The 23604-nt window shown below is 40.8% G+C and carries 17 protein-coding genes, 2 pseudogenes and 1 riboswitch; of the genes and pseudogenes, 10 read left to right on the top strand and 9 right to left on the bottom strand.

What is annotated here, in order from left to right:
* Positions 1-4: 4 nt before the first annotated feature.
* Together PAE54_RS09410 and PAE54_RS09405 are read right to left on the bottom strand one after the other, a co-directional pair.
* Positions 5-1939, bottom strand: coding sequence for a TonB-dependent receptor family protein (locus tag PAE54_RS09410; RefSeq protein ID WP_326519245.1), 1935 nt, complete (start codon positions 1937-1939; stop codon positions 5-7).
* Entirely contained in the window at positions 1896-2147 is a 252-nt protein-coding gene (locus tag PAE54_RS09405; protein WP_326519244.1) for a hypothetical protein, read from the bottom strand. Before PAE54_RS09405 ends, PAE54_RS09410 begins: the two co-directional genes overlap by 44 nt.
* Positions 2148-2615: 468 nt before the next feature.
* On the opposite strand from PAE54_RS09405, the gene PAE54_RS09400 reads away from it, so the two are divergent.
* The 8 genes and pseudogenes from PAE54_RS09400 to PAE54_RS09365 all read left to right on the top strand — a co-directional run.
* Positions 2616-3560, top strand: a complete 945-nt coding sequence (locus tag PAE54_RS09400; protein ID WP_326519243.1) for an ABC transporter permease — start codon at positions 2616-2618, stop codon at positions 3558-3560.
* The gene (locus PAE54_RS09395) at positions 3560-4441 is read left to right on the top strand and encodes an ABC transporter ATP-binding protein (RefSeq protein WP_326519242.1); all 882 of its coding nucleotides are present in this window, start codon (positions 3560-3562) and stop codon (positions 4439-4441) included. Before PAE54_RS09400 ends, PAE54_RS09395 begins: the two co-directional genes overlap by 1 nt.
* A 77-nt stretch (positions 4442-4518) precedes the next feature.
* The gene (locus PAE54_RS09390; protein ID WP_326519241.1) at positions 4519-5526 is read left to right on the top strand and encodes an isopenicillin N synthase family dioxygenase; all 1008 of its coding nucleotides are present in this window, start codon (positions 4519-4521) and stop codon (positions 5524-5526) included.
* Positions 5523-6404 (top strand): hypothetical protein, encoded by an 882-nt coding sequence (locus tag PAE54_RS09385; protein ID WP_180137885.1) that lies wholly within the window; start codon positions 5523-5525, stop codon positions 6402-6404. Before PAE54_RS09390 ends, PAE54_RS09385 begins: the two co-directional genes overlap by 4 nt.
* A gap of 210 nt (positions 6405-6614) precedes the next feature.
* Entirely contained in the window at positions 6615-7547 is a 933-nt protein-coding gene (locus tag PAE54_RS09380; protein WP_261181941.1) for an IS5 family transposase, read from the top strand.
* A gap of 272 nt (positions 7548-7819) precedes the next feature.
* Positions 7820-8578: a creatininase family protein gene (locus PAE54_RS09375; RefSeq protein WP_326519240.1), complete on the top strand. Its 759-nt coding sequence runs from the start codon at positions 7820-7822 to the stop codon at positions 8576-8578.
* Positions 8579-8626: 48 nt separating this feature from the next.
* Entirely contained in the window at positions 8627-9988 is a 1362-nt protein-coding gene (gene glnT, locus PAE54_RS09370; RefSeq protein ID WP_326519239.1) for a type III glutamate--ammonia ligase, read from the top strand.
* 519 nt (positions 9989-10507) lie between these two features.
* A pseudogene (locus tag PAE54_RS09365) lies at positions 10508-10912 on the top strand (hypothetical protein); the annotation flags it as partial.
* A gap of 142 nt (positions 10913-11054) precedes the next feature.
* On the opposite strand, the gene PAE54_RS09360 reads toward PAE54_RS09365, so the two are convergent.
* Genes PAE54_RS09360 through PAE54_RS09345 form a run of 4 tightly spaced genes read right to left on the bottom strand, consistent with a single transcriptional unit; the run spans position 11055 to position 14461 of the window.
* Positions 11055-12083 (bottom strand): ABC transporter substrate-binding protein, encoded by a 1029-nt coding sequence (locus PAE54_RS09360; RefSeq protein ID WP_180137891.1) that lies wholly within the window; start codon positions 12081-12083, stop codon positions 11055-11057.
* On the bottom strand, positions 12080-13888 hold the full coding sequence (gene atzF, locus PAE54_RS09355; RefSeq protein WP_326519238.1) for an allophanate hydrolase: 1809 nt from the start codon (positions 13886-13888) through the stop codon (positions 12080-12082). The genes PAE54_RS09360 and atzF overlap by 4 nt, the downstream gene beginning before the upstream one ends.
* Positions 13885-14337 (bottom strand): CopG family ribbon-helix-helix protein, encoded by a 453-nt coding sequence (locus tag PAE54_RS09350; RefSeq protein WP_326519237.1) that lies wholly within the window; start codon positions 14335-14337, stop codon positions 13885-13887. Before PAE54_RS09350 ends, atzF begins: the two co-directional genes overlap by 4 nt.
* A complete protein-coding gene (locus PAE54_RS09345; protein ID WP_326519236.1) occupies positions 14330-14461 on the bottom strand; it encodes a hypothetical protein in 132 nt (43 codons plus the stop codon). Before PAE54_RS09345 ends, PAE54_RS09350 begins: the two co-directional genes overlap by 8 nt.
* 702 nt (positions 14462-15163) lie before the next feature.
* On the opposite strand from PAE54_RS09345, the gene PAE54_RS09340 reads away from it, so the two are divergent.
* The gene (locus tag PAE54_RS09340; protein WP_326519235.1) at positions 15164-16954 is read left to right on the top strand and encodes a GmrSD restriction endonuclease domain-containing protein; all 1791 of its coding nucleotides are present in this window, start codon (positions 15164-15166) and stop codon (positions 16952-16954) included.
* A 40-nt stretch (positions 16955-16994) separates the two neighbouring features.
* On the opposite strand, the gene uca is transcribed toward PAE54_RS09340, so the two are convergent.
* From uca to PAE54_RS09325, 3 genes are read right to left on the bottom strand one after another with little or no spacing between them, the layout of a single operon-like run.
* On the bottom strand, positions 16995-20600 hold the full coding sequence (gene uca / locus PAE54_RS09335; protein ID WP_326519234.1) for an urea carboxylase: 3606 nt from the start codon (positions 20598-20600) through the stop codon (positions 16995-16997).
* Position 20601: 1 nt separating this feature from the next.
* A complete protein-coding gene (locus PAE54_RS09330) occupies positions 20602-21267 on the bottom strand; it encodes an urea amidolyase associated protein UAAP2 (protein WP_194558798.1) in 666 nt (221 codons plus the stop codon).
* 12 nt (positions 21268-21279) lie between these two features.
* Positions 21280-22011: an urea amidolyase associated protein UAAP1 gene (locus PAE54_RS09325; RefSeq protein ID WP_326519233.1), complete on the bottom strand. Its 732-nt coding sequence runs from the start codon at positions 22009-22011 to the stop codon at positions 21280-21282.
* 43 nt (positions 22012-22054) lie between these two features.
* Positions 22055-22170: riboswitch (guanidine-I (ykkC/yxkD leader) on the bottom strand.
* A gap of 375 nt (positions 22171-22545) precedes the next feature.
* Here PAE54_RS09325 and PAE54_RS09320 point away from each other — a divergent pair.
* Positions 22546-23266 (top strand): annotated as a pseudogene (locus PAE54_RS09320) (transposase).
* The last annotated feature ends 338 nt before the right edge of the window (positions 23267-23604 follow it).

The following is a 23604-nucleotide window of genomic DNA, read 5'->3' as shown; positions in this document are numbered from 1 at the left end:
TCAACTAGAAGTTGATAGAAGCACCCGCATACGTAGAGAAGCCTTCGCCAGGTGTAGAGCGCGCCACATCTAGTCCCTTATCGTTGTAGCCTGGTGTAACCGTGGCAGCATAGTGTTTATCACCAATATTTTTGAAGTCAATCCATGTATTCCATTTCTTGCTTTCAGGCTGGTAGCCGAGACTGACGCCCCAAGTATTGTAACCATCTGCATAAAATGAATTTGCATAATCAACTGGCACTTTAGATGCATGCTCTGTATTCAGGCTGGCAAATATACCATTGTAGAAATCCATTCTAAGCTGCGCCTGATAAAAATGCTTAGGCAACCCGGGAAGCTGATTTTTTCCGAATACAGGATCATCTTTGTACTTAAAATCACTGTAAGTATATGATTGGCGAAGTGATAAATCACCCAAGCCATCCTGACTCAACAATAAGCTGTTCAGGCCTGCCTCTATCCCCTGATGAATGGTACGGCTTGCATTTGATTCGGCAATAATAGGATTCGGCATTGGAGAAATCTCAACACTCAACAACTCATTTTTGACTTTAGAGTAGTAATAATTTAAATCCCAGCCCCCAATTGTACTTTCACCACGACCACCAATTTCGAAAGTTTGTGCTTCCTGATTATCTAAATGAATCGGTGCACGCATACGACCAGCAGCAGGACCACTACCTTGTGGGAAGTATTTATTTGATCCCCAAATTAATGACCATGGATGCGGCGGTTCAACACTTTTGCTGATATTACCGTAAACTTGAAGATCTGGATTAATCTCATACCGCAGACCAAACCTTGGTGCAAAATCCCAATTGCTTTCACTTAACTTTTCATTCGTAACTGGATAATAAACTTCACTGCCGCGTTTGGTGTAAATGCCAGCCACACCTGCACTGAACCATAAATTTGGCTGAATTTCGGATTCATTGCTCAATTGAATCACATTGTCAGAACCACGATATGTATATTTGCGGGTAATCGTTCCTGCATCATAACTGTTTCTATCGAAACGAAGCGATTCTGTGACACCTGAATCCGGGCGATGTGTAGTGCTGCGAATTGATGCCTTTACTACACTATTCAATCCGAACAAATCATAAGATTGCAGATATGACAGGCTTGCAGAGATATCACTATATTTCACATCTGTACGGTACGGACTTTCTTGCAAATCCATAGGATAATTGTGATAAGCCAACGTTGCTTGCAATGTGCCGCCATTATCTAAATTTAATGTTGTTTTATTGGCCAACCAAGTACTACCCGGCTGAATGCGTTTTGCATCATATTGCAGATTGTAGGCATTTGCCGCCTTAGGGTCATCTTTAATTTGCTGTTTAGTTAAACGACCTGGTGTCTGATGTTCAGTCTCACGGTAACGTAAATAAAAACGAGTTTCTAAATTTGGATTAATCTGATATCCAACATTAGCTGCAATACCTTTGCTATCTCCTTCACCATGCTTTTGGTATCCATTATAGGTGGAACCATTAATTGAAACATAATAATCAAGATCGGCAATTTTTTGGCCGGAACTAAGCGCATACTTTTGGAAACCTCGACTGCCAGCTTCGTAACGGAGCTGCAAGCGTTCAGCATCCTTCCCTGTTTTAGTCACATAATTGACTGCACCACCTAGAGCCAAAGAACCTTTATCGAAGCCATTTGCTCCTCTAAATACTTCAGCTCTGCTCAACCATAATGGTTCAAGTAATTCATAAGGCGTTCCACCAGGCCCTGTAAAAGGGATATCATCCAGAAGGACATGCACGCCTGAAGCATGAGCACCCGGTGTACGGTTAATACCGGAACCACGTATAGATACTTTTGTACCTTCATTGCCTGGAGATTTTGCATATACTCCGGGCTGGAGTGCCAATACATCTTCATTAGTGCCAGACTTTCCTTTCTCCAGCTGCGCTGCACTGATCAAATTGGTGCCGCCCGGCACTTTTTCTAAAAAACTTCTTGGCTGCCTGGAAACTCGATTTTTCCTCAGCTTTGACTACAACGGTTTCAAGATGGATCACCTCATCTTTTTCATCGGTATTCTGTACTTCATCAGCATATACTCCTCCTGCCCCCGCAGATGCAATCATGACAGTTAGAATTTTCTGTTTAAATGGGTTAGTATTTTTCATTGTTCATTCTCTTAATGACTTAACTCACGTTTAGAAATCGGCTGGTTAGTCTTTAAACGGTCACCTTGCCCATATAGTTTTTTTCGCAAACCTGGCCGATATTCTATTTTTAACAAATCACGCTTCCTAAGTTCTGGTATAAGAGCATCTTCAAAATATTCATAGCTGTTGCAGAAATCACATCTGCAACATTAATAATGCCATGTAATTTCTGTAGCTTCATTTGTAACTTACCCTTTAAAATCTCAATCAACAGTATGCTCTGCAATAAATAGAACAATTTTATCCAAAATTCCATCAATTTCTGATTCATTCTTAATAACATGTATCTGTGTCATACTTTGTACTTATTCACAATTTAAAATCTCTCTATTTTTTTATTAAAACAATAATGATTTAAATTTTGGCACCCATTTTGCTTAATCAGTATTACGTTTTATAAAAATTGTAATATTGAGGGGCAACACTATGGGTTACGTTGCACGTGAACTCAGTCAAAGAAATAAACTCCTGTTTGGCTTGGGGTCTTTTTTAATACCGGTCTTGATTTGGTGTGCAGTCAGCTATTTACCTTTTATCTGGCATCCACAAGTCCAGATTGCTGATTCAGGCAGCGTGAATTATTTACAGGTCGGTAGTCGGATTGATAAAGACGTCTTTTTCTCTGCCGCTCAGTCTGCGCTAGATCAAGGTCTGGCTCCACCGCAAGGGATTCTGGTGAATCCGATCTATCTGCCCGCCCCGCATGAAGTGGCGATTGCCCTGGTCACAGCATTCACCACTGAACCTGCACAGGCCAATGCACCCTGGTTCCATGAAAGCCTGTGGCACAGTATCAAACTGGTTTTTAGTGCTTTCTTTATTTCTTCGCTGATCGGGATTCCACTCGGTATTTTATGTGGTTTCTCTCATAAAATTTCCCAGCTGACCGAGCCTTTTGTTGAATTTTTCCGCTATCTGCCTGCCCCGGCCTTTGGTGCACTTGCGGTTGCTATTTTAGGGATCAATGATGCACCGAAAATTGCCATCATTGTGATTGGCACCCTGTTCCAGCAAATTCTGATTATTGCCAATACCACACGTCTGGTGGACCGTAGCCTGATTGAAGCCGGTTTTACCTTAGGCACCAATAAAATGAAAAGCCTGTTTTATGTGGTCATTCCAGCGGCCCTCCCTGAAATTTACCGCAATCTGCGTGTCCTGCTCGGCTGGGCATGGACCTATCTGATCGTGGCTGAACTGATCGGCAGTACCTCGGGGATTACTTGGTTCATTACCCAGCAAGCCCGTTACCAGAATTTTGACAATGTCTTTGCCGCGATCCTGATCATTGGGGTGGTTGGTCTGCTTTGCGATGTGCTTTTAATGAAACTTGGACAACGCCTATTTAAATGGAAACCGGGAGCAAATTAATGCAAAACCCTGAATTTAATACCCGTGAATACTTTGACAAAATTTATAGCCGTCCGGTGATTCTGGAAGCGAAACAGCTGACACAAAAATTCAGTCATGGCAAAACTGAACGTACGGTTTTAAATGCCCTGAATCTCAAAATTCATAAGCGTGAGTTTATCTGTGTGATTGGTCCTTCCGGTTGTGGTAAATCGACCTTTAGCCGTGTAGTGGCAGGGCTAGACCCTTATAGCAGTGGTGAAATTCTGGTCGATGGCCAGCCGATTACCGGTCCGAGTCCGGAACGTGGCATGGTGTTTCAGGGCTATACCCTGTTCCCATGGAAAACCGTCAAAGAAAATGTCATGTTTGGCCCGAAAATGAAAGGCCAAAGTAATGCCTCAGCCGAAGCGCAGGCACGTGAATGGATCAACATCATTGGCCTGGAAAAATATCAGGATCAGTATCCGCATCAACTTTCAGGCGGAATGAAGCAACGTGTGGCGATTGCCCGCGCCTTGGTCAATGAACCCAAAGTGTTGCTGATGGATGAACCTTTTGGTGCACTGGATCCGCATACGCGCCAGAAAATGCAGCGTCACCTGATGGATCTGTGGCAAAACATCGACATTACCATCATTTTCGTGACCCACGATATGGATGAAGCCATCTTGCTGGCAGACCGGATTGTGGCGCTGAAAGCCAATCCAGGTGAAATCAAGGAAATTATTGAAGTGGATTTACCACGTCCACGCCATCCAGATCTGATGTTGACTCCGGAATTTAAACAGCTGCGTGAGCACGTCAATCATCTGGTACATGCACAGGAGGATGAGCTGGATCCTGCACTAGCCGATCTTCCAGAAATTCCACGCTTGACCAAAGTCAGCACGAGCAAATAATCTGTTTAAAACAAGCCTTTGGGACGACCCAAAGGTTTTAGTCGCTGTGTTGGACGACCAACAATAAGGTGATTGCAATGCAAGACCAATACGTACTCCCACTCGTCGATATTTCTAAAATGCAAAGCCCACATCTGGCCGATTGTCTTGAAGTTGCGGCAGCTTTAGACCAGGCCTGTAAAGATGTCGGATTCCTTTATCTTAAAGGGGATCAGTTTAACTTTGATTATGCCAAGTCGATGGTTGAACTGGCCAAATCCTATTTCGAGCAGGACCTGGACACAAAAATGCAGCACTATATTGGCAAATCCAGTAACCATAGCGGTTATGTGCCAATTGGTGAAGAACAGTTTGCGGGCAACAGTTATGACCTCAAAGAAGCCTATGATGTGAATTATGATTATCAGGGTTCTAGAACAGACTACCCATTGCTTGGCCCAACCTTATGGCCTGATCATCCAAATTTTAAAACCATTGTCAGCCAATATTACGGTCACTTGCGCACCATTAGCGAACAGATTTTTTCTGCTTTTGCCCTGGCTCTCGGTGTCAAAGAAGATTTCTTTGCCGATAAAATTAATGATGCACCAAGTCAATTGCGCCTGATTCATTATCCGTACAATCCTGATATCAAAGATGCCGAAGGCATCGGCGCACATACCGACTATGAATGCTTTACCCTGCTGCTGCCTACCGCACCAGGTTTGCAGGTGCTGAACAAAGCTGGTGAATGGATCGATATTCCACTGATCGAAAATACGCTGGTGATGAACATTGGAGACATGATGGAAATCCTGTCTAATGGCAAATACCTGGCAACCAAACACCGCGTAAAAAAAGTCTCTGAAGAACGATATTCCTTCCCGCTGTTCTGTGCCTGCAACTATGACACGGTGATTGAACCGGTAGTACAAACCAATGATTCCAAATATAAACCTTTAATTGGTGGTGAACACCTGTTTAACCAGACCGCACAAACGTTCCAGTATTTAAAACAGCGAATTACCGATGGTGAGCTGGTGCTGAAAAATGCCGTTCCGCTGTCTTCCTTTGGTCTGAATGAAAAATCGGAGGCAGCATCATGAACCTGTTAGAAGCCATAAAAACCTTAACACCGACAACTGCTCAACCTGAAGTTGTTCCGAGCTTTTTATACGGGGCATTTCGCAGGAAAAGCATCAGTTTTTTTAATGGCCTGACCGATCAAAACACCATTGTGTACTGGTTCCAGTCACGCAGCTTTACTATAGATCTACGGCTGAAAAGTCAGAATGACACACCAGTGACAGAACGGCAGGGCTGGATTGGCAATACAGTATGGGATGATGCAATGCAGCTCTTGTCCTGGGAAGTAGAAGACTACGCCAATTACCAGAACCATGTGCAATGGCCTGAACCCGCAAAACTGCACGCGATCGGCAACTGTATTCTGGAATTTTCACCGAGCAATGTTTATGTCGAAGATTGGCGTCAGCAAGTGAAGAAAGGCTTGTTCTTAGGCCTACGCCTAGAATCTGCGGTAGATGTCCAATCAGGTGCAAAGCTGGAAATGGATGGCGGTCTGATCATCTGTGATGATCATATTGCTTATGCCCTGACCCGCTTGCCGGAAGTGCAATCTCAAGTCGCAGAACTAAATATCAAATCAGCCGATGCTACTTCATTTAATCTATTACAAAGCTTTGAAGTCTCTATTGGTACTCAGGGCTTCAGCAAAACCTACAGCACCCGTATCGGTGAAACAGGCAACGCCTTTGACCTGAACAATTTTGAAATTCTGGATGCAACCCGTCTGGTCCAGCATGTAGAAGTTGAGGGCCGTGCAATTGATCTGATTTTTGAGATTGATATCTACCAACCTGAATATGAGTTTCAGCACACGACTACCACGACTGCAGAAGCAGCACAGTGGATGAGCGCGGAACAGAATCACCTGCTCCATCATGCAGAACGGGTGTTATAAGGAGGAATATGGCTTTTTTATATCTATTGATATAGAAATATCTATTACATAATTATCATTTTATTAAATTTAATAATATTAAATAAAACTAACATTATAAGATTTTAAGGCTAATTTATATTAGTCTTTTTATTTTGACTATTAATAGTGCGGTTTGGCTTTGTTGCACAAACATAGCTTAGAAGGCTTCTTCAGCAATATAATTTCAGAATGAAGAAGCCTGCACCTAAAATCTATCGTACAACTAATTGGTCATCCTATAATCAAGCTTTAATTAACCGAGGTAATATCTCCATTTGGTTTGATCCAAAGACTCAGTGGTATGCACAATTACAAGGCAAGCAAGGTCGAAATCAAACCTACTCCGATACAGCAATTCAATGCTGCTTAATGATCAAATCTCTATTTCGACTCTCTTTACGTATGGTGACAGGTTTTGTTCAAAGCCTGATTAAACTCTGTGGATTAGATTGGACAGCTCCTGATTACACTACGCTTTGTAGAAGACAAAAGCATATTGATATTGCGATTAGCTATCAAAAAAGTCGTGATGGTCTCCATCTACTCGTGGATTCTACTGGCTTGAAGTTTCTAGGTGAAGGCGAATGGAAATGCAAGAAACATGGGGCTGAATATCGTCGCCAATGGCGTAAGCTTCATATTGCTATAGACGCTGAAACTCTTGAAATACGTGCAGTTCAGCTCACAACGAATAATGTCAGTGATTCACAAGTACTCGAAGATTTACTAGCCCAAATTCCCTTAGATGAGCAAATTGATTCTGTCTATACAGATGGTGCTTATGACACAAAGTACTGCCGACAAGTCATTTTAGATCGAGATGCACATGCGGTGATTCCTCCCAGGAAGAATGCAAAGCCTTGGAAAGATCAGCAAGCGAGGTCTATAGAGCGGAATGAGTTATTGAAAACCGTCAAACGGCTAGGAAGGTCACTTTGGAAAAAATGGTCTGGTTATCATCGTCGAAGTTTGGTGGAAACCAAGATGCATTGCATCAAATTATTAGGCGATAAATTAACAGCAAGGAGCTTTCCGAGTCAGGTGAATGAGATCCATGCACGTACAGCGGTATTGAATAAATTCACAGAATTAGGGCGCCCTCATACCCAAGTTGTCACTTAAATTTAGATCACTTAGGGGAGCTCAGCCTTTCAAACCTTTATGCAACAAAGCCGTGCGGTTTTATTTATAAAGTGCACCATTTAATAAGAAAATAAATTTTAAAATCATAAGAACCACCATTAATACACTTAATAATAAATCAAATATATATATTTCACTGATTTTAAATGATGGCATAGTAGTTGCATTATAAATATCAGTAATACTTTTTTAAATATTCGTATTACTAAAATAATGCCGTATGACGGCCTACCTTATATCGTGAGATTATAATGCTTTGGTCTGAATTAACCTGGGAAGAAATTCCTGAAGTTTTAAAAGCTGTGAATTATTCAGCGATCCTGCCTGTAGGCGCAACTGAACAGCATGGTCCACATTTAGGCTGTGGTGTAGATAGTGTTATCGCCGATATTGTATGCAAGGAAGTTTCTAAGCGTACTAAAGTCCCTATGCTACCTACCCTGCCATATGGTTGTTCTATTGGGCACAGTAAACATTGGCCAGGAACAATTGCCATCCAACCTATTACTTTAATCGAATTTGTCAAACAAATTGGAGATTGGGCATACGCTGGTGGTGTTCGACGTTTATTTATTGTTAATGCCCATGTAACGAATTCAGCCCCACTACGCTGCACCCTCGAGATGCTACGAGCAAGTTACGATGATTTGATGGTGAGTATTATCCATACTGCCAGCATCAGCACACGTGTCAAAGAATTTCATTTTTCAGATGCAGAAGACTGGCATGCAAACGATGCCGAAACCTCAGTCATTATGGCTCGTACACCAGAGTTATTCCGTGCTGACAAGCTTGATGTTGCTGATGACCCTGACCGTACTGAAAATCTAATCTTTGCTCATCCTGTAAACCATACCAGCAAAAATGGTGTCACGGGCTATCCAAGCCGTGCCAGCATTGAAAAAGGCAAACAAGGCTTTGAGTGGATGGTCGAAGACCTTTGTCAAGTGATTTTAAAAGGTAGCCAAGAAGAGCCGCCTTTAGACACCCCATATTGTTGCAAACACTAAATAACCCTAACTGAAAAAAATTCTTCCCAAATAGAATAGGTGAATACTATGTATACAAATGAACAAATTACTGAACTCAAAGATGAACTTGTTGAGAAAGGGGTTAAATACTGTATCGGTGCTTATGTCGATATTCATGGTATCCCTAAAGCCAAAGTTGTTCCAATCGACCACTTACACCAAATGGCAAATGGCTCTGAACGCTATACAGGTTATGCCCTTGACGGTTTAGGTCAGGCTCCAAACGATGATGAGTTAACTTCTGTACCTGACTTGGACAAAGCGATTCAAATTCCTTGGGAACCAAAATTGGCGTGGATTCCTGCTGATAACTATTTTCAAGGTAATCCATACCCATTGAATACCCGTGTTGCGCTTAAAAACCAACTGGCTGAAGCTGCAAAAATGGGCTATGGCATGAACCTAGGCATCGAGTGCGAAATTTACCTTCTTAAAAAATTAGAAGATGGCACCCTCACTGTGCCACATGCAAAAGATAAATTAGTTAAACCATGCTATGACGTACAATCTTTTGTAGACAACTTCTCTTGGTTGGATAAAGTTGCAACGCAAATCAATAACTTGGGTTGGGATCTTTACTCTTTCGATCACGAAGATGCTAACGGTCAATTTGAGTTTGACTTTAACTATGCTGATGCCCTTACTAGCTGTGACCGTTTGATTTTCTTTAGATTTATGGCAAAACACTTTGCTGAGGAAGAAGGTTTGCTGGCAACTATGATGCCAAAACCATTTGCAGATAAAACAGGGAATGCTGCTCACTTTAATATGTCTTTATATGACTTAAAAGATGGCAAAAACCTATTTGCCTGCGACCCGAAAGATGACCCACGCGGTATTGGCTTAACCACACTTGGCTATCAATTTATTGCAGGTATTTTAAAACATGGTCGTGCACTTTGTGCGGTATTTGCACCAACAGTGAATAGTTACAAACGTCTAGTACGCCGTGGGGCCATGAGCAATTTTAGCTGGGCACCTGTGTTTAACTCTTATGGTTCTAATAACCGTACAAACTCAGTTCGTGTACCAAGTGGTGGTGGTCGTTGTGAATCCCGTAATGTAGATGGTGCAGTAAACCCATATTTAGCTTCTGCATTGGTATTAGCTGCAGGTTTAGAAGGGATTCGTGAAAAGCTTGATCCAGGTGAGCCAAACGAGGATAACTTATACGAAATCACAGATGCAGAACGTGAAGCACGTGGTATCGAATTCTTACCACAAACTTTACAAGAAGCAGTTCAAGCATTTGCTGCTGATCCTTTAGTTGAAAAAACTTTAGGCAAAGAGTTACGAGATGAGTTTATTAAATACAAAACTATGGAATGGGAAAGCTATCATTTATCTGTAAGCAAATGGGAAACTGAACGTTATAGCGATATGTTCTAATCCTTTAATTTTAAGGATATTTATCAGAATCCAGTCCATCTTTTTTGAACTGGATTCTTTTTTATATCTATTTCTCTCCACTATGTAACATTCTAAGTTATTTAAACAGTGCTTTTAAATGCCTTGTAAATGGGCTCAATTCAACTTTTCTGCACCATTTTAAAATAAAATTAGGTTGAATATTCAAACGACCAATATTGTTCTATTTACCAGAAAATAATTATATTTATCAAAATCTTAATCTAATAGATCAACTAAATTTAGCGCACTTTTGGCATTTTTTCTGTAACCAACTCAGTAATACTTTTATGCAATTTCATATGACTAAAAATTTCCTTGGTTTTCGTTTTTTGCCTTTGATCTCAACTCCAATTTTGCATTTTAGAATGCGTAACTCAAGGTAAAATTTACAATTAAACCAATGGCTTAGTTTTGGATAGCTATAAACGTCTTGTACGTCGTGGTGCAATGAATAATTTTAGCTGGGCGCCTGTATTTAACTCTTAAGGTTCTAATAACCGTACCAACTCTTTTCATATTCAGAATGGCGGTAGTCATTGTGAATCCCGTAACGTTGATGACTCAGTTAATCTATATTTGGATATTTGGATATTTGGATATTTGGCTACGGCACTTGTACTCTCTGCAGGTTTGGAAGGAATCCGTGAACAACTTGATTCAGGTAAACCAAACGAAGATAACTTATATGAGTTCACCGAAGCAGAATGCCAGACACGAGGTATCAAATTCTTACCACAAACTTTACAAGAGGCCGTACAGGCTTTCGCCGATGATTCTCTAGTTGAAAAAACTTTAGGTAAAGAGTTACGAGATGAGTTTATTAAATACAAAACTATGGAATGGGAAAGCTATCATTTATCGGTAAGTAAATGGAAAATTGAATGTTATAGTGATATGTTCTAAATATCTTGTATTTAAAAAAACCTGCTATAGCAGGTTTTTTTATAGCTCATATTGTTAATCCAATAAAGAGTTCTCTTCTTTAAACTAGGTATTATTAATAGCAAAAAACCAAACTTGACGTTTGGTTTTTTTAAATTAAATTTTACTCAATACTATTAACAATTTCATCAGTAATTAAACTATCAACATTAATATCTTTTTCATAGATATTAAAATCAAGATTAAATTTATTTACATAATAGCTTGACCCATAAATAGATTCCAATCCCTCAGACTTTTTAAATACGTTTTTATTATCTGCCACAGACAGGAAATGGGTGCCGCTGATAAATTGCTCATATTGTTTAGGGTCTACCCCTACACGATTTGCCATAATCCGAACGGCATCATCATGTGTTTTAGGATCATTAATGTATGAAACAACTTTATCCCAGACCTTAACAATTTTTTTCCATTCTTCTTTGTGTTGGGCAAGATGCTCTGCATTTACAGAAACTGTGTCATATATAAGTCCAGGCTTCTCGGCTGAACTATAAATAATTTTTGAACCTGTTACATTTTTTAGAGCTTGGTTAGCTACTGGTTGCCAAACTGCAACTGCTGACACATCTTGTGAGGTAAATACTTGTGGTAATTCATTTGTTACAGCGTTCGTTATTTTCACATCAGATGGTGAAAGCTTTGCATCAGCTAAAGCTGTATTAAATAAAAGATGATCAACCAAGCCTTTTTCTAATGCTACAGTCTTACCTTTTAAATCCTGGATCGAATTAATTCCTGGTTTAGCTACAATTGCATCATTGCCGGCAGAGTAGTCGGTTGCCATTATTATGACACCTCTCATACCACCTGCACCTATTACTAGATTATCACCATTAGTTACGGTTACAGCATCAATTTGTTTTGCCGAAAATGCATTTAAGGATGATGAATAATCAAACCATTTAAAGTCTACATTCACTCCAGCTTCTTTTAACCAACCTTTTTCAATAGCCACTTGCCAAGCTACCCAACCAGGGTAATCACTATAACCAATAGTAATTGGTTTAGTACTAACTGTGGTGGATTCTTTCGCACCATTATTTGGTTCTGGTATTTTTGCACTGTTATCACAACCAGCTAAAAAAATTGCCCCAAGAATAGAAATAGATAAACCGGCTTTCTTGATCATTGTGCTACTTCTCCTATGAAATTACATTTAAAACGCGTATTTGAAATTTGTTTTGATTTGATAAAGTCACGCCAGCCGCCGAAATGACTGATGTCAGTTGCATCTTCAAGCGCATAGCCTTCGCAGATAAAACCTTTAACCCAGCTGCCATCTGCCAGCTGGACATTGCCAATGCCCAACGGTGCCGGAACTTCTGCCACGATCTGACCAAAGTTGGCGAATGGAATATCCCAGACTTCCACTTCGATTTCTTGACCTTTACTGTGGTACTGCAAACCCGGTTTCGGTGGTGTGGTATTTTTCAGCGCAAACAGCTTGTAGCTGGCTGAAGTTTTGGTTTTTTTCACTAAAGTGCCGCCACGTGTGGTGAGCTGAAAGTTCAAAGGCATACCAGTCAGATGCGCACCGACGACTGCCAGTTTCACTGCATGCTGCGATTGAATCTCTGTGCTTGGCGTATAATTTTTTTGCGAAGTACCCAGTGTCAACGCCGTTGCCTGCTGCCAGGTCTGACCAAAGTTTGCCAAGGCCTGATCCATCCATGCTGGTGCAATAAAGGTCACCCCGCTTGGCAAACCATCAGCACGAATTGCATTAGGCAGTGCCAAAGCCGATAAATCCGCAAAATTCACGAAGTTGGTATAAGCGCCCATGTGGCTGTTTTTCACCAGTGGACCGGCTTCTACATCGGCAATCTTGTAGATGGTTGGCGCCGTTGGCACCATCAAGGCATCAAAGTCTGCCAGGGCTAGATTGATCTGACGAGCCAATTGCGCTCGCTCATATTCCGCCTGCATCATATCCACGGCATTAAAGTTATCTGCCTGACTGATAATTTGGTTAATCACCGGATGGGTCACGTCACGAGAAACCAATTTTTCAACGGCACTGGTCCGTTCTGCGACCCAAGCCTTGTTATATAGTGCGGAAGCCAGTTGGTTGAAAATAGTGAAATCAATGGTTTCCACTGCATAACCAAGCTGCTCTACCCGGGCAATAGCCTGTTTAAATGCTTTTTCGGTTTCAGTATCGCCATAGAATTCCAGCTGTGCCGGAATCGCGATTTTGCTTTTGGAAAATTGGGTTGGCACATTGGCTGGATGCTGGCGTGAATATTCATCTGTCGCGTCATAACCTTGCATAATTTGTGCGACTTGCCATGCATCATCCACAGTCAGGGCAAAGACTGAAATCACATCAATGGTGCGGCATGCTGGCACCAGACCTGTGGTAGAAAACCAGCCTTTGGTGGGTTTCAAGCCGACAATATTGTTATGTCCTGCCGGTACACGGCCTGAACCTGCCGTATCGGTACCTAAACTAAAAGGCACCTGACCATTCGCCACCGCTACCGATGAACCTGAGCTTGAACCGCCGCTGATATATTCCGGATTAAAGCTGTTTTTCACTGCGCCGTAGGGTGAACGTACACCAACTAAGCCAGTTGCAAACTGGTCCAGGTTGGTTTTACCCACCACAATTGCACCTGCAGCTTTTAATTTAGTGACGACAGTGGCATCGCTGGTTGCGAGATAAGATGCTTCTTTGCAGGCTGCAGTGGTATAAAAACCGGCTACATCAATATTGTCTTTGACTGCAAATGGAATGCCGTAGAGTGGCAATTCGGCTAGTGATTTTCCTGTTAAGGCATCAATTTGTGCTTGTAATTGTTCTGCAGATGCAATTGAAATCCAGGCATGATCGTCATTTTTAAACGATGCGACATAAGACACCAAGTCTTGTAACTGGATCTGCTGCTGTTGATAGGCATTCTGCCAGTCTTGAATTGTCCATAAAGTATTCATGCTGATACTCCTTTATTTGTATTTTGGAGAATGGGAGGCATCACAACATCCATCAGTTCCAGATGCCCTTTTAGCACCCCTTTTAATGCGATAAATTGTTCGCTAATTTCTTTCAGATCACTGCTTACACCCTGCATCAACATGACTTGCAGGATTTTTTCATCGGCCAGTTGGATATGCAGTGAATTGATCACTTGCGCCAGATACTGTTGTTGCAGATCGACCAGCTGACTGCGCAGTGGTTTCAGGCTGACGTCATAGAGCAAGGTCAGTGTGCCGACCATGACTTCATCACGAATCGCTAATTCATCAATCAGGTGACGATTAATCATGTCGACAATGGCCTGTGAGCGACTTTCATAGTGCTGCTCGACAATTTTTTGATCCATGGCTTGTAAGGTGGTTTCTGGCACGGTGATACTGATCCGTGCCAATTTTTGTTTAGCCACGCTGTTTATCCTTCGGCTGAACATGAGCAGATTGTTTAATGTGGAATCCAGCACGAATACTTAAAAGCTCGACCAGAAAGTGAAGCCACGGATGCATTTTTTTATTAGATGTCGGACTGTTCATGTGCATCTCCTCAAGGTATTACAAAACCATAATTTCGTATTACTTAGAAAATGCAGAAAACGTGCCAAGTATTATTTATTAAGATGCAGTAAATAAAATTGCGTAAATGGGCAAAAAAAAGCCCCATAACATTGAGATGGGGCTTATTCTAAAGCAAAAGTAAGTTGAGTATTTCATCAGTTTATTCCATTTTTATTGCTCATGTCCTCGCTCTTGTTTTTATACATGAATGGTTAACTGATGCGTTTGATTGAGTGACCAAATGTATTGCTCTCCTCTATTTATGCTGTATTTATAAATAAGCATAGAGCATGCCAAAATAAAAAATAGCGTTTAATTTAAGCAAAATCTCTGAAAAATAGCTCACATAGCTATAATGAGAAAGAACGTGGGGGATTTACTTTTGTCGTTATGGCTAAAAAATAGACCATTTTGCACCATTGGGGTTCAGTAGGTGCATCAAAGTGTGGCTATATTTTATTCTGGCTTGGTTAAGGATTAGTGCTGTAAATTTACAGTCTAAAAATAAGTATCATTAACAGTGCGGCCAACCTACACACGTGCTGCTATAGGTTAAGGTCTACTAGATTTAAAAAAATAAATAAAATTTTGCTTTATTTTTGAATTAAAAAACATTCAGATTTCTTTTAATCTATGCTAGTTTTACTGCAATTTTAATGACAACACTCTATAAAATTTTTCATGCAAAAATATACGGTTAACCAATACTTAATTGAAAATATTCTTTCGTGGGTTACATCAGGTGAAATTGCAATTCCTGAAATCCAACGTCCATTTGTTTGGGATAGCTCAAAGGTCCGTGATTTGATGGATAGCCTTTATCAAGGCTTCCCTATTGGTTATGTAATCGCTTGGAAAAACCCGAATGTAAAATTGAAAGACGGTACCTTAAGCGAAGGTAAAAAAGTCCTTATTGATGGTCAACAACGAATAACTGCCCTAACAGCAGGTATTCTAGGGCAATATGTTATTAATAAAAGTTATCAACGTGTAAAAATAAAAATTTCCTTCAATCCTATTGAAGAAAAATTTGAAGTACAAAACCCAGCAATTTTAAAAGATAAAACATGGCTATCAGATATTCATGATGCTTTTTCAGGGAAAATTAGCCTAATCAAACTTGTACGTGAATATTTAAAACAAAATCCAGATGCCGATGAAGACCAAATTGAAAATGCCTTCACTCGTTTAATCAGTATCACTAAAAAACCTATTGGAATGATTGAGTTAGCTCCAGAGCTCGATATTGAAACTGTTACTGAAATCTTTATTCGTATCAACTCTAAGGGTGTTGTACTTAGTCAAGCTGACTTTGCGATGAGTAAAATTGCTTCTGATACTGAAAATGATGGAAATACATTACGAAAGGCGATCGATTATTTTTGTCATTTAGCAATTTCCCCTGATTTCTATAAACATATTGAAGATTATGATCCTGAATTTGCCCAAACTGACTATTATCAAAAAATGGTTTGGCTGAAAAAAGAAAATGAAGATCTCTATGATCCAAGTTACAATGATTTATTAAGAGTTGCTTTTACATCACAATTTAATCGAGGACGTCTTTCTGATCTTGTAAGTTTACTTTCAGGTCGTAATTTCGAAACTCGAACTTTCGAATCCGATATATCAACAGAGTCATATCGTATATTAAAGATTGGTGTTCATAATTTTATTAATGAAACCAACTTTAAAAGATTTTTAATGATTGTCAAATCTGCTGGGTTCATATCACCCAAATTATTACGTTCACAGAATGCTTTAAACTTTGCTTATATCTTATATTTAAAACTAAAAGACTTAGGTGTAAATTCTGTACAAATTGAAAGTCATGTTAAACGCTGGCTCGTGTATAGCATCTTAACAGGACGTTACTCAGCCTCTCCTGAAAGTACAATTGACTATGATATTAAACAAATATCTGAAAAATCTTTTGATGTGTATTTAAAAGAGAAAGAAGAAAGTGAGCTTTCTGAAGCCTTCTGGAACTCGTCACTCCCTAGAAGTTTGGATACTTCTGTTGGCAGTAGTCCGTACTTCCATGTTTTTTTAGCCTCTCAAGTAAAAGAAAATGATTTAGGTTTTTTATCAAAAGATATCACAGTTGGTCACATGATTGAGCATAGAGGCGATGTTCATCATCTTTTCCCTAAAGAATACCTAAAAAGTGCGGGGTTAGATCGAAGTAAGTATAATCAGATTGCCAATTATGTTTATATGCAACAAGATATTAATATCAAAGTGGGGAAACAATCACCTCAAGAATATTTCTCCATTATTCGAAATCAAATTAAAACAAATCAAGTTTCGATTTCTGGTATCACAACTGAAAATGAATTAATAAGCAACTTTGAATCACATTGTATTCCTAAAGAAATTGAAACTATGACCATTGATAATTATTTTGATTTTTTAGAAAAAAGGCGAAAACTTATGGCACTAAAAATTAAAAATTATTATTTTTCTTTATAAAAAAAGACCGCTTAAGCGGTCTTTTTTTATTTCCAACTCATCAAGCCACCGGCGCCAACGTAAACAACACCTGCCCCGTTTTTACCGTTTGCCCTTTTTCAATAGTAATCGCATCAACACGCATACGTTCAGGCGCAATAATTGGAATCTCAATCTTCATCGCTTCAATCACTGCAAGCGTTGCACCTTCTTCCACAATATCACCTGACTGACATTCAATTTTCCAAATTGAACCCGGCATATGCGATTCCACCGCACAGCCACCTTCAGGCACTTCAACACCTTCACCATCATCCACAGCATCCAGACTTTCAGGCACATATTCCGCAAGCCCTGCTTCATGCCAGCGACGGCGCTCCGCATCAAAGTTGGCTTGTTGTACAGACTTAAATGCCGAAATCGACTCTTGGTTTTCAGTTAAAAAGTCATTGTATTCTTTCAGGTTGAGTACACCTTCTTCAATACGCAGTTTTAAACGCCCTGCTTTGAAGTCCTCACGCATTTGCATCAGTTCAGCTTCAGATACTTCATAAAACTTAATTTGGTCAAAGAAACGCAGTAACCACGGTTTACCTTGTTCAAAGTCAGCATTTTTACGGTAGCGTGACCACATTTGTGTGGTACGTCCCACGAACTGATAACCACCTGGGCCTTCCATACCGTAGACACACATATAGGCTCCGCCAATACCCACGGCATTTTCAGGCGTCCATGTCCGTGCAGGGTTATATTTGGTGGTGACTAAACGCTGACGCGGATCAAGCGGGGTCGCCACAGGCGCGCCCAAGTACACATCCCCCAAACCCATGACCAAATAACGGGCATCACAGACCACATCTTTCACGGCTTGCTTGTCTTTTAAGCCATTAATACGACGGATAAATTCGATATTATCTGGACACCACGGCGCATCTGGGCGCACGGTTTGCATATAGCGTTCAGTTGCGAGTTGCGTTTGAGAATCTTCCCAAGCCAGCGGCAAATACACGGTACGTGATGGTACTTGCATCTCAGTTACATCAGGCAATTCAGCTTCAGCCACTTGCAGTAAACGGAGTAAATCAAGTTGATCAAGCTTGATTGAATCAAAATGTATTTGCAGAGAACGAATACCCGGGGTCAGGTCGATAATGCCCTCAATATTTTGCTGTTGAACCCATTGCATCAAGGCATGAATACGGAAACGTAAGTTCAGGTCTAAAACCAGCTCACCATATTCCACCAACATATAGTTATTACCAGCAGGACGATAGACCACATCAGGCGCACCGTTTAGACCTGCTAAGGTATCGAGTACGGCATTGTTCAGCGTAGAAAGTTCAGGATAGAACGATTCATCAAATGTCGCCGCTTGCGTATCGGTCGCTTCTAGCTGCGCATGATATTTTTCATTTAAAAGTTTGGCTTGGTGATAACTCACAGGGACAAACTTGACTTTGTCACCAGCTTTGAGTTGACCCAATTTCCAAAGCTCAGAATTGATCACCACCGCTGGACACACGAAACCGCCTAGGCTTGGGCCATCTGGACCGAGGATAATTGGCATATCGCCTGTAAAGTCGATGGCACCAATCGCATAAGCATTGTCATGAATATTGGATGGATGCAGACCCGCTTCACCCCCATCCTCACGTGCCCATTCAGGTTTTGGACCAATTAAACGGATACCGGTACGGCTGGAGTTAAAGTGAATCTCAAAGGTATTGGCAAAGAAAGTATCAATATCATTTTTGGTAAAGAAATCAGGTGCACCATGTGGACCATACATCACGGCAATTTCCCATTCATGGCTGAATGTTGGGATCTGTTCAGGCGCTAGTGCATTGATGTCATCCGATGTAAATGCTGTGATTGGAAGCATATCGCCAATTAATAAGTTACGTCCTGCATGACCGCCAAATTGACCAAGGGTAAAAGTCGCTTGTGAGCCTAAGTAATCAGGCACATTCAAACCGCCTTTAATGCCGATATAAGTACGGCAACCTGAGGTGATTTTCCCACATTTTAAAATTTGACCTTTACGCACATTCACGGTTTGCCACATTGGCACAGTCACACCATCCAAAGTCGATGGCATATCACCACCTGCCAATACAATCTGGCTATCGCAATGGAATTTTAAGGTAGGACCCTGCAAGGTACATTCCAACCCTGCGGTGTTATAGGCATTGCCAAGCAGTTGGTTTGCCACATTTAAAGATAGTGGATCAATCGCACCTGATGGTGGCACACCGACATCCCAATAGCCCAAACGCCCTGTGACATCTTGCACAGCAGTTTGAATACCAGCTTGTAGGACTTCAATTTTTTGGGTTTTCCACTCAAATGTATTTAAGAAACGTGTGGTTTGTGTGCCTGCTTTAAATACATCACAGTCGATAATGTTTTGTAGATATTCAAGATTTGTTTCAATCCCTGCAACGGAAGTTTTGGCCAAAGTTTCGGTCATGGCTTGAATGGCAGAGTCCCGATCATCTGCTGTGACGATGATTTTGGCAATCATTGGGTCATAGAAGGATGAAACATTTGAGCCTGTTTCTACCCAAGTTTCATTACGCGCATTGGCATCAAACTCAACATGGGTTAAAAGCCCTGCACTCGGTTGGAAGTTTTTAATTGGGTCTTCAGCATAGAGACGCACTTGAATCGAATGACCCTTGGATTCAAGTTTTGCTGTTGGTGGCGTCCAGTCACCGCTGGCAAGGGTCACCATCCATTCCACCAAGTCCACACCAAAGACTTGCTCCGTCACGCCATGTTCCACTTGTAAACGGGTGTTGACTTCAAGGAAATAGAATTCTTGTGTGTCGGTGTCCATTACGAATTCAACTGTTCCCGCAGAACGGTAGTTCACTGACTGCATCAGTTGAATCGCGACATTTTGGATATAGGCGCGTTGTTCGTCGTTGATGTGTGGTGCAGGCGTTTCCTCAATCACTTTTTGGTTACGACGTTGTACTGAACAATCACGCTCACCAAGTGCAATGACCTGACCTTGACCATCACCGAAAATTTGCACTTCGATATGACGGGCATTTTGGACAAATTTCTCTAAATATAATCCTGCATCTTTAAAGTTGGCTTGAGCCAAATAGGAAACCGTTGCAAAGGCATCTTTCAGTTCATCCTCGTTCCACACCAGACGCATGCCGATCCCGCCACCGCCTGCGGTACTTTTCAACATCACTGGATAGCCAATACGTTCAGCTTCTAATAATGCTTCAGCTTCATCTGCCAATAACTGACTACCAGGCAGTAAAGGTACATTCGCTTGAATGGCAAGTTCACGTGCGGTGTGTTTTAAACCAAAAGCTCGCATTTGTGCGGAGTTCGGACCAATAAAGGCAATACCTTGTGATTCACACAAGTCGCAGAATTCAGCATTCTCTGATAAGAAACCATAGCCCGGATGAATCGCTTGCGCACCAGTTTGTTTCGCGACTTCCAGAATTTTTTCGACATTTAAATAGCTTTGGCTGGCTGGTGCTTCACCAATATAAACTGCTTCATCCGCTAAAGTCACATGCAATGAATCACGGTCTGCTTCAGAATAGACGGCTACAGATTGGATGCCCAATTTTTTTAGGCTACGAATCACACGACAGGCAATGGCACCACGGTTGGCGATCAGAACTTTATTAAACATTTTATGCTTCCTCGCCTTCACGGATAATCAATTGAATTTGGGTGGGGTTATAGGCATTACATGGGTTATTGAGCTGAGGACAGTTGGAGATCAGCACGATCAAATCCATCTCTGCTTTAATCTCGACATATTTACCCGGTGCAGAAATACCATCATCAAATTTAAGATGCCCTTCACTGGTAACAGGCACATTCATAAAGAAGTTAATATTTGGCCCAATATGACGCACGTTTAAGCCGTGCTTTTTGGCAATTGGATGTTGCGACAGCGCAATCATGAAATTGTTACGGCAACTGTGCATTGGGTATTTATCTAAGCTATAACGAACGGTGTTGCTTTCACATGAACATGCACCGCCCAAAGTGTCGTGGCGACCGCAGTTATCATCGTGGATGGTGGCTATTTTATTGCCAAAGTTGGTGTATAACGCTGTACCTTTTTCTAAATAAATTTGCTGATTAATCGCTAAAGTATCGGTTGCGCTATAACGCTCTTCAGGATTTGAAGCTGAGATAAATAGCGTGTCTACAGCTTGATTACCTTCCAGATCGACGATACGGAAATACTGTCCTTTTTTTACTTCGCACATCCATGCTTCACCAGCAGGACAGATTTCGCTCAATACTGATTTTTCTAACTCTTGTTTTAAATTGGCTAATGCAGTCATGATCTATTCCCCTTAAGCACTTAAAGCGTAGTAACGATTATTGTTTTGAAAAGCACGCTGATTTTGCGGGCATGAATCACGACACACATCGCTGTCGCCTAAAGGCAAAGCTTTAAACAGGGAAAGTTGAATATCCGCTGGGGCATATTCAGTACTGTTATCTAGCGCATGGGGTGCAGCAGATAAGAAAACTAAACAGTCCATTTCAAAGCGTAGTTCAATCACTTGATCAGTATTGTCAGATGTCACATAGCTCAAATTGCCATTATCATCGGGTTGAACTTTAGAAAAGAGATTTAAAGTACTGCTCAGGTCTGTTGCCGATAAACCGAATTTGGTCATCTCTAAAAGCAAACTGTCTTTGCCATTGCGAAACATGTCATTACGCGCATCCTGGAAAGTTTTAGAGCCAAATTGCTGTTCAATTTGCTGTGCAGTGCTTGGCGCACAAAAAGCATCATTCCAACCGTGATCATCTTTGACAATCGAGATCATCGCGCGACCTAGGTCAGAAGCTAAAATATTGCCTGTACTTAAAAATGCAGTATGTTGTGCCTTGAGACTATCTGGCATGTTATAACGTTCGAGTTTGTCTTCACTGTTCACACAGTACAGTGCGACATTGGCATTTTGTCCCAGTGATTTCAGTTGTAAAACTGCGCCACGCTGAATACGTGCAGACCAATGATGCCCTCCCGGCAATTCTTCAGTCCAAAGTGTTTGATTGTTGTGATAGTCGCCCATTACATGACCTCTTAAGGTTTGTCCTATTGCTAGGTATTTGCCAACCTCCCGGGCTTTTATCCCTCCGTGTAACTCTGCTTATTATAAAAACAAAGTCGTGAACTCTCGGTCTCAGACACAGCTTTTAAATATGCTGCCGGAACCCTAGATCACTTTATCAATAAGGATGGAAATGCAAATGACATGCCAATTTAGTATTACGTTTTTTATTATTTGTAATACTAATATCATCGCTTAAATTCTAAAGTTGTTCTTGAAATAAGATTTAGTAATAAAAAACTGTTTTCTATTAATCAGATAAAACTGTGTAACCTTATCAGTGTTAAATATATTCAATGTCTAAAAATTATGAAGATGATTTGGGATTCATGTCTTAACTTAGAGCAGATTATGAATAAATGCTCTACGATGAGGCATAAGTTAAATAATTTATTGTAAATTAAATATTTAATGACTGAATAGCCACCGTTTTGTGGTAGTGATCAAAAATCTGAGTCATTTCAATAAACTGAATCAAACAGGAAATGACACATCATGGCAAACAACTTTGATTTCGAAGCAGTTTTAAATGCTGAAATTGAAAACTATCTGGAAGAAAATCCCAAACCATCCAATCGCAGGAATAGCTACTCTCGCAAGACCGTAAAATCATCCTCCGGTTCATTTGAACTGGAAACACCTCGTGATCATACCGGTGATTTTGAGCCTTAACTCGTTAAGAAAAATCAAACCAAACTCTCTGAAGAGATCGACAACAAAGTAATTTCGCTATTTGCACTCGGCATGAGCTACCGTGATATTCAAAAACATATTGCAAATATGTATGCACTGGATATTTCCGAGAGTGCCATTACCAATATTACAGACAAGCTAATCCCCGAATTACGTGCCTGGCAACAGAGGCCGCTTGATGCCGTATATCCCTTTGTTTGGCTCGATTCCACTCATTACAAGATCAAAGATAAAGATCATTATGTCAACAAAGCCGTTTAGGAAGCCGATTTATACCACCAATGCGGTTGAGGCAGTACATCGCCAATTCAGAAAACTGACCAAAACCAAGGGGGCTTTTCCGAATAAAAATAGCCTGCTGAAATTGCTGTATATTGGTATTCAACAGGCTTCTGAAAACTGGACAATGCCGGTGAAAAACTGGGGGCAAACCATCACACAGTTATCGATTTACTTTGAAGGTAGGCACTTGCAGAGCAGTGCTCTTAATATAATTAAATTAAATTCTAGCCAATTCGGCTGACACAGAATTTTGAACGCTCTATTAAACTCTGGTGGTGGCAGTTTAACTCAATACTCAACACCTTGTTTTTTTTTATAGTTAATTCACTAAAGAATTACCCAAATTTACCCAGTCACTAAACCTTTATAAAATAGAAGAATGATGGACAAGTGCCTATCATTCTTCTATTTGGTCAATTATAAATCTAGAAATAATTCGCCTACAGGTTTCGAATACATTGCAGATTTCGCATGCTCGATAATAACATCATGCATTCTTGCGTGCTAATCAGCGTGCAAAACTGACCAGAAATCTGGGAAAAACAGCGTCCAATTTTGACCACCCCAGATGTTATGTAA

This window comes from Acinetobacter minutum (assembly GCF_035916735.1).
GTDB lineage: Bacteria > Pseudomonadota > Gammaproteobacteria > Pseudomonadales > Moraxellaceae > Acinetobacter.
This window is presented reverse-complemented; position numbering and strand designations above follow the sequence as displayed.

Excerpts from the sequence above, each read along its gene's own strand:
- PAE54_RS09345 (WP_326519236.1), bottom strand. The coding sequence starts at position 14,461 with ATGAACAGTCCGACATCTAATAAAAAAATGCATCCGTGGCTTCACTTT.
- PAE54_RS09405 (WP_326519244.1), bottom strand. The coding sequence starts at position 2,147 with ATGAAAAATACTAACCCATTTAAACAGAAAATTCTAACTGTCATGATT.
- atzF (WP_326519238.1), bottom strand. The coding sequence starts at position 13,888 with ATGAATACTTTATGGACAATTCAAGACTGGCAGAATGCCTATCAACAG.
- PAE54_RS09385 (WP_180137885.1), top strand. The coding sequence starts at position 5,523 with ATGAACCTGTTAGAAGCCATAAAAACCTTAACACCGACAACTGCTCAA.
- PAE54_RS09380 (WP_261181941.1), top strand. The coding sequence starts at position 6,615 with ATGAAGAAGCCTGCACCTAAAATCTATCGTACAACTAATTGGTCATCC.
- PAE54_RS09330 (WP_194558798.1), bottom strand. The coding sequence starts at position 21,267 with ATGACTGCATTAGCCAATTTAAAACAAGAGTTAGAAAAATCAGTATTG.
- PAE54_RS09395 (WP_326519242.1), top strand. The coding sequence starts at position 3,560 with ATGCAAAACCCTGAATTTAATACCCGTGAATACTTTGACAAAATTTAT.
- PAE54_RS09340 (WP_326519235.1), top strand. The coding sequence starts at position 15,164 with ATGCAAAAATATACGGTTAACCAATACTTAATTGAAAATATTCTTTCG.
- glnT (WP_326519239.1), top strand. The coding sequence starts at position 8,627 with ATGTATACAAATGAACAAATTACTGAACTCAAAGATGAACTTGTTGAG.
- PAE54_RS09360 (WP_180137891.1), bottom strand. The coding sequence starts at position 12,083 with ATGATCAAGAAAGCCGGTTTATCTATTTCTATTCTTGGGGCAATTTTT.
- uca (WP_326519234.1), bottom strand. The coding sequence starts at position 20,600 with ATGTTTAATAAAGTTCTGATCGCCAACCGTGGTGCCATTGCCTGTCGT.
- PAE54_RS09375 (WP_326519240.1), top strand. The coding sequence starts at position 7,820 with ATGCTTTGGTCTGAATTAACCTGGGAAGAAATTCCTGAAGTTTTAAAA.
- PAE54_RS09390 (WP_326519241.1), top strand. The coding sequence starts at position 4,519 with ATGCAAGACCAATACGTACTCCCACTCGTCGATATTTCTAAAATGCAA.
- PAE54_RS09325 (WP_326519233.1), bottom strand. The coding sequence starts at position 22,011 with ATGGGCGACTATCACAACAATCAAACACTTTGGACTGAAGAATTGCCG.
- PAE54_RS09400 (WP_326519243.1), top strand. The coding sequence starts at position 2,616 with ATGGGTTACGTTGCACGTGAACTCAGTCAAAGAAATAAACTCCTGTTT.